The organism is Escherichia sp. 93.1518 (assembly GCF_013368915.2).
In the GTDB taxonomy this organism is placed as follows: Bacteria; Pseudomonadota; Gammaproteobacteria; order Enterobacterales; family Enterobacteriaceae; genus Escherichia; species Escherichia ruysiae.
The window spans coordinates 88,120-100,712 of the sequence record NZ_JABWMT020000008.1; the positions used below are offsets into that span (position 1 = coordinate 88,120).

Annotated in this window: 14 protein-coding genes; 3 read left to right on the forward strand and 11 right to left on the reverse strand. The window is 52.0% G+C overall.

The genetic code is table 11. From position 1 onward, the window contains the following. Positions 1–5: 5 nt before the first annotated feature. Positions 6–716, reverse strand: a complete 711-nt coding sequence (gene dsbC / locus HEN21_RS07940) for a bifunctional protein-disulfide isomerase/oxidoreductase DsbC (protein WP_000715234.1) — start codon at positions 714–716, stop codon at positions 6–8. Positions 717–740: 24 nt separating this feature from the next. Next, positions 741–1,637, reverse strand: coding sequence for a site-specific tyrosine recombinase XerD (xerD, locus tag HEN21_RS07945; RefSeq protein WP_000806649.1), 897 nt, complete (start codon positions 1,635–1,637; stop codon positions 741–743). A gap of 111 nt (positions 1,638–1,748) precedes the next feature. Between xerD and fldB the strand changes: the two genes are divergently transcribed. Further along, positions 1,749–2,270 carry a flavodoxin FldB gene (fldB, locus tag HEN21_RS07950; protein WP_001055874.1) on the forward strand — a complete coding sequence of 174 codons (522 nt, stop codon included), beginning with the start codon at positions 1,749–1,751 and terminating at the stop codon, positions 2,268–2,270. Between the two features lie 39 nt (positions 2,271–2,309). On the opposite strand, the gene HEN21_RS07955 is transcribed toward fldB, so the two are convergent. From HEN21_RS07955 to HEN21_RS07965, 3 genes are read right to left on the reverse strand one after another with little or no spacing between them, the layout of a single operon-like run. Beyond that, positions 2,310–2,717: a protein YgfX gene (locus HEN21_RS07955; RefSeq protein WP_000244787.1), complete on the reverse strand. Its 408-nt coding sequence runs from the start codon at positions 2,715–2,717 to the stop codon at positions 2,310–2,312. Next, positions 2,698–2,964, reverse strand: a complete 267-nt coding sequence (gene sdhE, locus HEN21_RS07960) for an FAD assembly factor SdhE (RefSeq protein ID WP_000354046.1) — start codon at positions 2,962–2,964, stop codon at positions 2,698–2,700. The genes HEN21_RS07955 and sdhE overlap by 20 nt, the downstream gene beginning before the upstream one ends. Then, the gene (locus HEN21_RS07965) at positions 2,954–3,184 is read right to left on the reverse strand and encodes a hypothetical protein (RefSeq protein ID WP_000181266.1); all 231 of its coding nucleotides are present in this window, start codon (positions 3,182–3,184) and stop codon (positions 2,954–2,956) included. Before HEN21_RS07965 ends, sdhE begins: the two co-directional genes overlap by 11 nt. 32 nt (positions 3,185–3,216) lie before the next feature. Between HEN21_RS07965 and ygfZ the strand changes: the two genes are divergently transcribed. Continuing rightward, entirely contained in the window at positions 3,217–4,197 is a 981-nt protein-coding gene (gene ygfZ / locus HEN21_RS07970) for a tRNA-modifying protein YgfZ (protein ID WP_176252458.1), read from the forward strand. Positions 4,198–4,273: 76 nt separating this feature from the next. Here ygfZ and trhA read toward each other — a convergent pair whose 3' ends face one another. Both trhA and yqfB read right to left on the reverse strand, forming a co-directional pair. Then, positions 4,274–4,933 carry a PAQR family membrane homeostasis protein TrhA gene (trhA, locus tag HEN21_RS07975; RefSeq protein WP_000250279.1) on the reverse strand — a complete coding sequence of 220 codons (660 nt, stop codon included), beginning with the start codon at positions 4,931–4,933 and terminating at the stop codon, positions 4,274–4,276. A 163-nt stretch (positions 4,934–5,096) separates the two neighbouring features. Then, a complete protein-coding gene (gene yqfB / locus HEN21_RS07980; RefSeq protein ID WP_105285495.1) occupies positions 5,097–5,408 on the reverse strand; it encodes a N(4)-acetylcytidine aminohydrolase in 312 nt (103 codons plus the stop codon). A 44-nt stretch (positions 5,409–5,452) separates the two neighbouring features. Between yqfB and bglA the strand changes: the two genes are divergently transcribed. Then, positions 5,453–6,886 carry a 6-phospho-beta-glucosidase BglA gene (gene bglA, locus HEN21_RS07985; RefSeq protein WP_157945273.1) on the forward strand — a complete coding sequence of 478 codons (1,434 nt, stop codon included), beginning with the start codon at positions 5,453–5,455 and terminating at the stop codon, positions 6,884–6,886. A gap of 61 nt (positions 6,887–6,947) precedes the next feature. On the opposite strand, the gene HEN21_RS07990 is transcribed toward bglA, so the two are convergent. From HEN21_RS07990 to gcvT, 4 genes are all read right to left on the reverse strand, one after another. Continuing rightward, positions 6,948–7,691, reverse strand: a complete 744-nt coding sequence (locus HEN21_RS07990) for an SDR family oxidoreductase (RefSeq protein WP_105286456.1) — start codon at positions 7,689–7,691, stop codon at positions 6,948–6,950. Positions 7,692–7,858: 167 nt separating this feature from the next. Further along, positions 7,859–10,732 carry an aminomethyl-transferring glycine dehydrogenase gene (gene gcvP, locus HEN21_RS07995; protein WP_176252459.1) on the reverse strand — a complete coding sequence of 958 codons (2,874 nt, stop codon included), beginning with the start codon at positions 10,730–10,732 and terminating at the stop codon, positions 7,859–7,861. Positions 10,733–10,849: 117 nt separating this feature from the next. After that, positions 10,850–11,239: a glycine cleavage system protein GcvH gene (gene gcvH / locus HEN21_RS08000; protein WP_001295377.1), complete on the reverse strand. Its 390-nt coding sequence runs from the start codon at positions 11,237–11,239 to the stop codon at positions 10,850–10,852. Between the two features lie 23 nt (positions 11,240–11,262). After that, positions 11,263–12,357, reverse strand: coding sequence for a glycine cleavage system aminomethyltransferase GcvT (gcvT, locus tag HEN21_RS08005; RefSeq protein WP_000068706.1), 1,095 nt, complete (start codon positions 12,355–12,357; stop codon positions 11,263–11,265). Between the last annotated feature and the right edge of the window lie 236 nt (positions 12,358–12,593).

Genomic DNA, 12,593 nt, shown 5'->3' on the forward strand with positions numbered 1-12,593 from the left:
GCGAATTATTTACCGCTGGTCATTTTTTGATGTTCGTCGAGGAATTCTTTCATCTCTTTCGGCGGCTGATAACCCGGAACCAGTGTGCCATTACTCAGCACAACTGCCGGAGTTCCGCTAACGCCAAGCTGTACGCCAAGTGCGTAATGGTCGGCAATATCGATATCGCAACTTGCCGGGGTAACGGCTTTGCCTGCCATTACGTCATCGAAGGCTTTATTTTTATCTTTTGCACACCAGATGGCTTTCATTTGTTGCTCCGCCTGGCTTTCCAGCCCCTGACGCGGGAACGCGAGATAACGCACGGTGATCCCCAGCGCGTTGTAGTCAGCCATCTGCTCATGCATTTTGTGGCAGTAGCCGCAGGTAATGTCGGTAAACACGGTGATGACGTGCTTTTCTTGCGGCGCTTTGTAGATGATCATCTCTTTTTCGAGCGCGTTCAGTTGCTTTAACAACATCTGGTTGGTGACGTTGATCGGTGCCGCGCCGCTAACGTCATACATTGGCCCCTGAATGATGTGTTTACCGTCATCGGTGATGTACAACACACCGCTGTTAGTCAGAACTGTCTTCATGCCTGCCACGGGTGCTGGCTGAATATCGCTGCTTTTGATGCCCATTTTGGCTAACGTTTGTTGTATTGCCGCGTCATCCGCCTGAACAAAGCCAGAAAACGCCGTCAACAAAGTAAACAACATAAAACCTTTCTTCATAAATCATCCCGTTCTTTTCAGCTATCACGCCCGAGGGTGATGCTGTTGATGAAGTTGCCGCAGACGCTCAGTAGCGACATGCGTATAAATTTGAGTCGTCGAGAGATCGCTATGACCCAACAACATCTGCACAACGCGTAAGTCCGCACCATGATTTAACAAATGGGTGGCAAAGGCGTGACGCAACACATGCGGCGACAGCTTTTCGCTGTCGATCCCCGCCAGCACGGCATAATGTTTAATGCGATGCCAGAAAGTTTGTCTCGTCATCTGCTGCGCACGCTGGCTGGGAAACAGTACATCAATTGACACACCGTTTAGCAACCACGGTCGCCCGTGTTCCAGATAGGTTTCCAGCCAGTAAACTGCCTCTTCACCTAACGGCACCAGGCGTTCTTTGTTGCCTTTACCAATTACCCGCACCACCCCCTGACGCAAGCTGATATCGCTCATCGTCAGCCCTACAAGTTCAGAGACACGCAATCCGGTAGCATACAGCACTTCGAGCATCGCTTTGTCGCGTAGCTCCAGAGGCTGATCAACCAGCGGTGCCTGCAATAACCTTTCGACTTGCGCTTCACTTAAATCTTTCGGTAGACGCTGGGGTAATTTTGGCGAAGCAAGATGCGCACTGGGATCGTCTTCACGAAACTTTTCGCGATAAAGATACTGGAACAATCGGCGCACCGCACTCAGCAAACGAGCGGAACTGGTGGCTTTATACCCGCCTTCCAGCCGTTCTGCCAGTAATGCCTGTAAGTCGCCGCTTTGCGCCGTTGCCAGCGTCAGTCCACGATGATGCAACCACTCCACCATCATTGACAGATCGCGACGATATGCGTTCAACGTATTTTCTGCCAGATTTTTTTCCAACCACAGGGCATCAAGAAACTGCTCGATGCGTGCCAGATCCTGTTTCACTTGCGCCCCTTATCGTTACTCGTTTGATCCATTATGCCTTATTGTGCCGTGACTAAAGCGATTCTGATACACTAGCCGCAAAAGCCACAGCAGAATCGAGAAGCTTACGTTATGAATATGGGTCTTTTTTACGGTTCCAGCACCTGTTATACCGAGATGGCAGCGGAAAAAATCCGCGATATTATCGGCCCAGAACTGGTGACCTTACATAACCTCAAGGACGACTCCCCTAAATTAATGGAGCAGTACGATGTGCTCATCCTGGGAATCCCGACCTGGGATTTTGGTGAAATCCAGGAGGATTGGGAAGCCGTCTGGGATCAGCTCGACGACCTGAACCTTGAAGGTAAAATTGTTGCGCTGTATGGGCTAGGCGATCAACTGGGATATGGTGAGTGGTTCCTCGATGCACTCGGTATGCTGCATGACAAACTCTCGACCAAAGGCGTGAAGTTCGTCGGCTACTGGCCAACGGAAGGGTATGAGTTCACCAGTCCGAAACCGGTGATTGCTGACGGGCAACTGTTCGTAGGTCTGGCGCTGGATGAAACTAACCAGTATGACCTCAGCGACGAGCGTATTCAGAGCTGGTGCGAGCAAATCCTCAACGAAATGGCTGAGCATTACGCCTGAGATTACTGACGGCATAGCGCACTCGCTTTGCCGTCGCCATTATTTTTGCGTCTCCTGCTGTAACAAAATCCGCCGCAAATCTCGCCATTCGGCTTCATCCATGCTGTCTGCTGCCAGCCACAGATGCTGACGTTTGCCGCTATCAGAACGTAAACGCAACATCATGCCGCTTTTAATCATCCACGGCGCTTTAACGATGCTCCACTCCTGCCCCTGCCAGCGCAAACGCCCATCCATCAGCAGACGAATCTCGCCCTGACGAGCATTAATACGCCGCTGGCTGCGAACGCAATCAAACACCACTAGCGAAAGCAACACCAACCATAACGGGGTGTAACTAAGCGGCCAGGGCATGAGTAAAATAACAGCGGCAACCAGCCCATGAATCAGCAAGGAAAGCCACTGCGCGCGCCAGGAGACGCGCAGTTCAGATTGCCACAGGACCACGTTCCCGGTTCCGTGTCTGGATGAGTCGGACCATCATTTCCAGTTCTGCATCGGCCGGTTTACCGTGATTCATCAGCCAGTTGAACAGATCAGGATCGTCACATTCCAGCAGACGAATAAAGATGCGTTTTTCGTCATCGCTTAAGCTGTCGTACTCATGTTCGAAAAACGGCATGATCGAAATATCAAGTTCGCGCATACCACGGCGGCATGCCCAATGAATGCGGGCTTTGTTATTAATGTCCATCTTCTTCCTGTCTCACGAAAATCCAGTACCTGGCTATTGTAACGTGTTTTTCGACTTCTTTTGCGGGAATATCGGTAAACACAATCACGATCGCGAAATTAATCCACAACAATTCAATGGCTTCATTTTTTTGGAAGTCACCTCGCAAAGCCTGGCTGAAGGCACAGATCGCGTAGTGAAAGCACTTGCAATGCCCCATAGCTCTTTTACCATTAGTCATTAATTACGCCGTTTGTAAAACAGGACTCCATTATGGCTTTTACACCTTTTCCTCCCCGTCAGCCTACGGCTTCTGCCCGTTTACCGTTGACGCTGATGACGCTTGATGACTGGGCGCTGGCCACCATTACTGGCGCGGACAGCGAAAAATATATGCAGGGTCAGGTGACAGCAGATGTCAGCCAGATGACAGAAGATCAGCACCTGCTCGCCGCACATTGCGATGCTAAAGGTAAAATGTGGAGCAATTTGCGTCTGTTCCACGATGGCGACGGTTTCACATGGATTGAACGGCGCAGCGTGCGCGAGTCGCAGCTTACCGAACTGAAAAAATATGCGGTATTTTCTAAAGTGACCATCGCCCCTGACGATGAACGTGTGCTTCTCGGTGTTGCCGGTTTTCAGGCACGCGCCGCGCTGGCGAATATCTTTAGTGAACTGCCTTCGAAGGAAAAACAGGTGGTCAGAGAAGGTGCGACCACCCTGCTATGGTTTGAACACCCGGCAGAACGTTTTCTGATCGTGACCAATGAAACTACCGCCAGTGCGCTGACCGATAAACTGCGCGGCGAAGCGGAACTGAACAATAGCCAACAGTGGCTGGCATTAAACATTGAAGCGGGCTTCCCGGTGATTGATGCGGCTAATAGCGGGCAGTTTATCCCCCAGGCGACCAATCTCCAGGCGCTGGGCGGCATCAGCTTTAAGAAAGGCTGCTATACCGGGCAAGAGATGGTGGCGCGAGCAAAATTCCGTGGTGCCAACAAACGCGCGCTCTGGTTGCTGGCAGGTAGCGCCAGCCGACTGCCGGAAGCAGGTGAAGACATCGAGCTGAAAATGGGCGAAAACTGGCGTCGCACCGGTACGGTGCTGGCTGCGGTAAAACTGGAAGATGGTCAGGTCGTGGTACAGGTCGTCATGAATAACGATATGGAACCGGACAGCATCTTCCGCGTGCGTGACGATGCGAATACATTGCATATCGAGCCGCTGCCGTATTCGCTCGAAGAGTAAATCTCTGTGTCGCATCAGGCATTTATCGCCTGATGCGACGCTGGTGTATCTTTTCATTCCTACAAAGGCATACCAATTACGCCTGCCCAATATACAAATAAATCGCCAGGAAATGGCACACGCTGCCGCCGAGCACAAAGCCGTGCCAGATGGCGTGGTTGTAGGGAATGCGTTTGCAGACGTAGAAAATTACCCCGAGCGAGTAAACTACACCGCCTACGGCCAGTAAGGTAACGCTGCCCGCCGCGAGCTTAACTGCCATTTCATAAATCACCACCAACGACAGCCAGCCCATAGCCAGATAAGTCACCAGAGATAAGATTTTAAATCGGTGCGCGATGGTCAGTTTGAACAGAATCCCCAGCAATGCCAGGCTCCAGATAACAACCATCAACCCGCGCGCTAACGGAGAATCCAGCCCCACCAGCAAAAACGGCGTGTAGGTTCCGGCAATCAACAGATAAATGGCGCAGTGGTCAAATTTCTTCAGCCACATTTTTGCCCGTTGATGAGGAATGGCGTGATAAAGCGTCGAAGCGAGGAACAGCAGGATCATACTGCCACCATAGAGGCTATAACTGGTTATCGCCGTGGCGCTGGCATTGAGATCCACCGCCTGAACCAGTAGCAATACCAACCCGACGATACCAAACACCAGTCCAATACCGTGACTGACGCTGTTGGCAATTTCCTCTGCCAGCGAATATCCCTGCTTAATGAGAGGCTTCTGAACCATAACTTACTCCGGAGAAACGTACACGCACGTGTATACCTCTCCAGCGTAACTGAGAATAGTTCCAGTGAACACCTGTTAGCTAAAATAAATTCTGATTTGAGACTAATCTCCGAAAAATCATGAAATTAAATGCGAAATTTCAACTAACAGGCGTGAGTTCAATTTAAAGACATTTAAATTCAATTACATAAAACTGTGTCTGACCGGGATAGATATCGGCAATGACCTTTTTCAATTCAGCCAGGGTCATATTTTCCTGTTGCGCGTGTTTTTCTGTGAGAGTATCCAGCGTCACCGTTGAGGTTGCAGTGACTTCAATAGTGCAAAAATAGCCGTCATCTTCAAAGCGCCCGACACGAAGCACATCGCCAGCTTTAAAGTGCGATTCAGACTCGTCACGGATAGTGATGGTTTTACGCCCAGCCAGAATGTCATCCTGGAATCGTTGAAAAAAAGTGATGTTGTTTGGCTGCATGGTACTATTTCCTGTAAGAATTGACTCATCTGGAGCCTATGATAGTGAAAAAACTCACCTTACCGAAAGATTTCTTATGGGGCGGCGCAGTTGCCGCTCATCAGGTCGAAGGCGGCTGGAACAAAGGCGGCAAAGGGCCGAGTATTTGTGACGTACTGACCGGCGGCGCACACGGCGTGCCGCGCGAAATCACCAAAGAAGTCTTGCCGGGCAAATACTATCCGAACCATGAAGCGGTAGATTTTTACGGTCACTACAAGGAAGACATCAAGCTATTTGCCGAAATGGGCTTCAAATGTTTTCGTACTTCCATCGCCTGGACGCGCGTTTTTCCAAAAGGCGATGAAACACAGCCAAACGAAGAAGGGCTGAAGTTTTACGACGATATGTTCGATGAACTGCTGAAATACAACATCGAACCGGTGATCACCCTCTCCCACTTTGAAATGCCGCTGCATCTGGTGCAGCAATACGGTAGCTGGACCAACCGTAAAGTGGTTGATTTCTTTGTCCGTTTCGCGGAAGTGGTATTTGAACGCTATAAGCACAAAGTCAAATACTGGATGACCTTCAACGAAATTAACAACCAGCGTAACTGGCGCGCGCCGCTGTTCGGTTACTGCTGCTCCGGCGTGGTTTATACCGAGCATGAAAATCCTGAAGAGACCATGTACCAGGTGCTGCATCACCAGTTTGTCGCCAGCGCCCTGGCGGTGAAAGCCGCGCGTCGCATTAACCCGGAGATGAAAGTCGGCTGTATGCTGGCGATGGTGCCGCTCTATCCCTACTCCTGTAACCCGGACGATGTGATGTTTGCCCAGGAGTCGATGCGCGAACGTTACGTCTTTACCGATGTCCAGCTACGCGGCTATTACCCTTCTTATGTGCTGAACGAGTGGGAACGTCGCGGATTTAACATCAAAATGGAAGACGGCGATCTGGATGTGCTGCGCGAAGGCACTTGCGCTTATCTTGGCTTCAGCTATTACATGACCAACGCGGTGAAGGCCGAAGGCGGCACCGGCGATGCGATTTCTGGTTTCGAAGGCAGCGTACCGAACCCGTATGTTAAAGCGTCTGACTGGGGCTGGCAGATTGATCCGGTGGGTCTGCGTTATGCGCTTTGCGAACTGTATGAGCGTTACCAGAAGCCGCTGTTTATTGTCGAAAACGGTTTTGGCGCTTACGACAAAGTGGAAGAAGATGGCAGCATCAACGACGACTACCGCATTGACTATCTGCGCGCCCATATTGAAGAGATGAAAAAAGCGGTAACTTACGATGGTGTGGATCTGATGGGCTACACGCCGTGGGGCTGCATCGACTGTGTATCGTTTACCACCGGGCAGTACAGCAAACGCTACGGCTTTATCTATGTGAATAAGCACGACGACGGTACTGGTGATATGTCGCGTTCACGTAAGAAGAGTTTCAACTGGTACAAAGAGGTGATTGCCAGCAACGGCGAGAAGCTTTGATTAGATGACATGACGGATGCGACGCCGATTGCGTTGCATCCGCCCAGACCACTTTCTCATCTTATTTTCCACCCGCCAAATCGATAAAACTTCCCGTGACATAAGAGGCTTTATCGCTTAACAGCCAGACAATGGCCTGCGCGACCTCTTCCGCCTGTCCGCCGCGCTGCATGGGGATGTTCGACTTAACGCGATCGACGCGTCCAGGTTCGCCACCGCTGGCGTGCATTTCGGTATAAATAAACCCTGGTCGCACGCCGTTAACGCGGATCCCCTGCGCGGCGACTTCCAGCGATAGTCCGGTGGTTAACGTATCAACCGCCCCTTTCGATGCCGCATAATCAACATATTCCCCCGGAGATCCCAGCCGTGAGGCTACCGAAGAAACATTGACGATAGCGCCGCCGCTACCGCCGTTTTTAAGCGCCATGCGTTTTACCGCCTCGCGGCAGCAGAGAAAATATCCCGTCACATTGGTGGAAAGCACCCGGTTGATTCGCTCTGCGGTAAGGTTTTCTACAGTGCACTGGGTAAACAAGATCCCGGCGTTATTGACCAGCGCAGCTAGCGGTTCATCGTGCTGGTCGATTGCTGTAAACATCGCGACAACCTGGTTTTCGTCGCTAATATCCGCAAGGAGCACAAATGCCTTGCCACCCGCTTTAGTTATTAAGTTCACCACTTCCTGCGCCGCGTGAAGGTTTTGCTGATAATTAACCGCCACCGTATACCCTTCTTTTGCCAACAGCAGCGCAGTTGCCCGCCCGATGCCGCGACTGCCACCAGTCACAAGTGCTATAGCCATTTTTTCCTCATAAATTAAGGCTGATGACAAAGTCAAAAGAGCGCACGATCAATCCCCTCGCCCCTTCGGGGAGAAAGGGGAAAACCGTGCCAATATTTACGTTTGAGCAAATTGTCAGCAAGTAAAAAGGCGCAGAAGCGCCTTTAGAAGATAGTCGAATCAATAAATTACTGGTATTCGCTAATCGGTACGCAGGAGCAGAACAGGTTACGGTCGCCGTACACATCATCCAGACGTTTCACCGTCGGCCAGTATTTGTCTGCCACGCCTGCCGGGAATACCGCAACTTCGCGGCTGTACGGATGCACCCACTCGGCAACCAGTTCGCTCTGAATGTGCGGCGCGTTCACCAGCGGGTTATCTTCCAGCGGCCAGACACCGGCTTTCACCTGGTCGATTTCTGCGCGGATAGCCAGCATCGCGTCGATAAAGCGATCCAGCTCTACTTTGCTTTCAGATTCAGTCGGTTCAACCATCAGCGTACCCGCCACCGGGAACGACATCGTCGGCGCGTGGAAACCGTAGTCGATCAGGCGCTTGGCAATATCCAGCTCGCTGATGCCGGTTTCTTCTTTCAGCGGGCGAATATCGAGAATACATTCGTGCGCCACGCGACCGTCGCGACCGGTATACAGCACCGGGAAGGCATCCTGCAGGCGGCTGGCAATATAGTTGGCGTTAAGAATTGCCACCTGGCTTGCTTTTTTCAGCCCTTCTGCGCCCATCATGCGGATGTACATCCAGCTGATTGGCAGAATGGATGCGCTACCGAACGGTGCCGCAGAAACCGCGCCCTGACGGGTTAACATGCCTTCGATTTGCACCACGCTATGACCCGGTACAAACGGTGCCAGATGCGCTTTCACACCGATCGGTCCCATACCCGGACCACCACCGCCGTGCGGAATGCAGAAAGTTTTATGCAGGTTAAGGTGTGAAACGTCTGCGCCAATAAAGCCCGGCGAGGTGATGCCAACCTGGGCGTTCATGTTCGCGCCATCAAGGTAAACCTGACCGCCGAACTGATGCACGACTTCACACACTTCACGGATCGTTTCTTCATACACGCCGTGGGTGGAAGGATAGGTCACCATGATACAGGAGAGGTTATCGCCCGCCTGTTCCGCTTTCGCGCGCAGATCAGTCAAATCGATATTGCCGTTTTTATCACACGCCACAACCACCACCTGCATTCCTGCCATATGTGCAGAAGCGGGGTTAGTTCCGTGCGCAGAAGCCGGGATCAGGCAGATATCGCGATGCCCTTCGTTGCGGCTTTCGTGATAATGACGAATCGCCAGCAGCCCCGCATATTCGCCCTGAGCGCCAGAGTTCGGCTGCATACAGACGGCGTCGTAACCGGTCAGTTTCACCAGCCAATCAGCCAGTTGCGCGATCATCTGCTGATAACCTTCGGCCTGTTCCGGCGGGCAGAACGGGTGCAGTTCAGCAAATTCCGGCCAGGTGATTGGGATCATCTCAGCGGCGGCGTTCAGTTTCATGGTGCAGGAACCCAGCGGGATCATCGCCTGATTCAGCGCCAGATCTTTACGCTCCAGCGAGTGCATATAGCGCATCATTTCGGTTTCGCTGTGGTAGCGATTAAACACCGGATGGGTGAGAATTTCGTCATCGCGCAGCATTGCAGGCTGAATAGAACGGCTGTCGTGAGCCACGTCTTTGTCCAGCGTGTCGATGTCCAGCCCATGATTATCGCCCAGCAGTACGCTGAAAAGCTGCATCACGTTTTCGCGCGTGGTGGTTTCATCAAGGGTGATCCCAACCGCGTTCAGAATATCGCTACGCAGATTGATTTCAGCCGCTTCGGCACGCGCCAGCACGCCCGCTTTATCGGCCACTTCCACACACAAAGTATCGAAATAGTGCGCATGGCGCAGCTTCAGACCTTTTTGTTGTAGCCCCGTTGCCAGAATATCAGTAAGACGGTGGATGCGGTTAGCGATACGTTTCAGGCCAACCGGACCGTGATAAACGGCATACAGGCTGGCGATGTTTGCCAGCAGAACCTGGGAAGTACAAATGTTCGAGTTCGCTTTCTCGCGACGAATATGTTGTTCACGAGTCTGCATTGCCATGCGTAGCGCAGTATTACCAGCCGCATCTTTCGATACGCCGATAATGCGCCCCGGCATGGAGCGTTTGTATTCATCTTTCGCCGCAAAGAATGCCGCGTGTGGGCCACCGTAGCCCATCGGCACGCCGAAGCGTTGCGCCGAACCAAAGACAATATCCGCGCCCTGTTTACCCGGCGCAGTTAACAGCACCAGCGCCATAATATCGGCGGCAACGCTGACCACAATTTTGCGTGATTTCAGTTCGCTAATAAGCGCAGTGTAGTCGTGAATTTCACCGGTAGTGCCGACCTGCTGTAACAGCACACCGAAGACGTCCTGATGGTCGAGCACTTTTTGCGCGTCATCGACAATCACGTCAAAACCAAAGGTAGCTGCGCGGGTACGTACTACATCTAAGGTTTGCGGATGCACGTCAGAAGCAACAAAGAAGCGGTTGGCATTTTTCAGTTTGCTGACGCGTTTCGCCATCGCCATTGCTTCGGCGGCAGCGGTGGCTTCGTCAAGAAGAGAAGCAGAGGCCATATCCAGCCCGGTCAAATCCAGCGTTACCTGCTGGAAGTTGAGCAGTGCTTCAAGGCGGCCCTGGGAGACTTCAGGTTGATACGGAGTATACGCGGTATACCAGCCCGGATTTTCCAGCATGTTACGCAGGATAACCGGCGGTAGCTGCACGGCGGTGTAACCCATGCCGATGTAAGACGTGAAGCGTTTATTGCGACTGGCAATAGCCTTGAGTTCTGCCAGTGCGGCGTATTCGGTCGCCGGTGCGCCAACCTGCGGCGGGGTCGCAAGCTGAATATCTTTCGGCACAATCTGGCCGGTCAGCGCGTTTAACGATTGTGCACCAACGGCATTCAGCATTTCTTGCTGTTGCGCGGCGTCCGGTCCGATATGGCGTTCAATAAAAGCGCCGCTGTTTTCAAGCTGGCTTAACGTCTGTGTCATGAGCGATGGTTCCTGAAACGTGCAGTGAATTGTGAACCTCTCTCCTTGCGAAGAGAGTGAGGGTGAGGCGTAAATTTCCTCACCCTGATCCTCTCCCGCAGAAGAGGAATAAAGCCGTTACTCGTCTTCTAACAATGCTTCGTATGCGGTCGCATCCAGCAGTGATTCCAGTTCGCTTTCATCGCTGGCTTTGATTTTAAAGATCCAACCGCCTGCATACGGTTCGCTGTTTACCAGTTCCGGGGAATCGCTCAGTGCGTCGTTCACCGCCACGATTTCACCGCTTACTGGCGCATAAATGTCTGACGCCGCTTTTACCGATTCGGCAACCGCGCAGTCATCGCCCGCGCTAACCGTCGCGCCCACTTCCGGCAGGTCAACAAACACCATATCGCCTAACAGCTCCTGGGCATGTTCGGTAATACCAACGGTGTAAGTGCCGTCGGCTTCTTTACGCAGCCATTCGTGTTCTTTGCTGTATTTCAGTTCTGCTGGTACGTTGCTCATCAATCAATCTCCAAAAAAGTAAATCACGCGACGGCTTTGCCGTTACGCACAAAAACAGGTTTCGTCACTTTAACCGGCATTTCACGGTTGCGAATTTGCACAATCGCTGTTTCACCAATACCTTCCGGCACGCGCGCCAGCGCAATGCTGTAACCCAGCGTCGGGGAGAAAGTCCCGCTGGTGATAATGCCTTCATGCTGGTTGCCCTGCGCATCGGTAAAACGTACCGGCAGTTCATTACGCAGCACGCCTTTTTCGGTCATCACCAGACCAACCAGTTTTTCTGTGCCATGTTCACGCTGCGCTTCCAGAGCTTCACGACCAATAAAGTCACGATCTGCCGGTTCCCAGGCGATAGTCCAGCCCATATTGGCGGCTAAAGGAGAGATGGTTTCGTCCATCTCCTGACTATAAAGATTCATACCCGCTTCCAGACGCAGCGTGTCACGCGCGCCCAGGCCGCATGGCTTAACGCCCGCTTCCACCAGCGCGCGCCAGAAATCTGCCGCTTTTTCATTGGGCAGCGCAATTTCGTAGCCCGCTTCACCGGTATAACCAGTGGTGGCAATAAACAGATCGCCCGCCTGCACGCCAAAGAACGGTTTCATCCCTTCCACCGCCTGACGCTGGGCGTCATTAAACAGTGTGGCAGCTTTTGCCTGCGCATTCGGCCCTTGCACGGCAATCATGGAAAGGTCATCACGAACGGTAATTTCGATGCCGAAAGGTTCAGCATGTTGGGTAATCCAGGAGAGGTCTTTTTCGCGGGTGGCGGAGTTAACAACGAGGCGGAAGAAATCTTCAGTAAAGTAGTAGACGATGAGATCATCTATCACACCGCCAGAGGCATTCAACATCCCCGAGTAAAGGGCTTTGCCGCTTTTGGTGAGCTTCGCCACATCGTTCGCCAGCAGATAACGCAGAAACTCCCGGGTGCGGCTGCCGCGAAGATCGACGATGGTCATATGCGACACATCAAACATTCCGGCATCGGTACGTACCGCATGATGTTCGTCGATTTGCGAACCGTAATGCAGCGGCATCATCCAGCCGTGGAAGTCCACCATGCGAGCGCCGCAAAGCGTGTGTTGTTCGTACAAAGGAGTCTGTTGTGCCATCTTGTCCTCATTGAATAAGCGGGGCTGACAACTTTTCATGGCAAAATTATCACCACGAAACCCAGCATCGGAGCCACTCCCGGTCCCCAACGCAATCGTTCTCTTTTCCCTGAACTTACCACCGAAACAGACTGTTAACCATAAGGTAAAATTGATCATCACATTAGCTTATGGTTAAAAAATACAAAAATCTCAACAGAATAAAAAACCAAAAATTTATTTTATTTTTATATAAA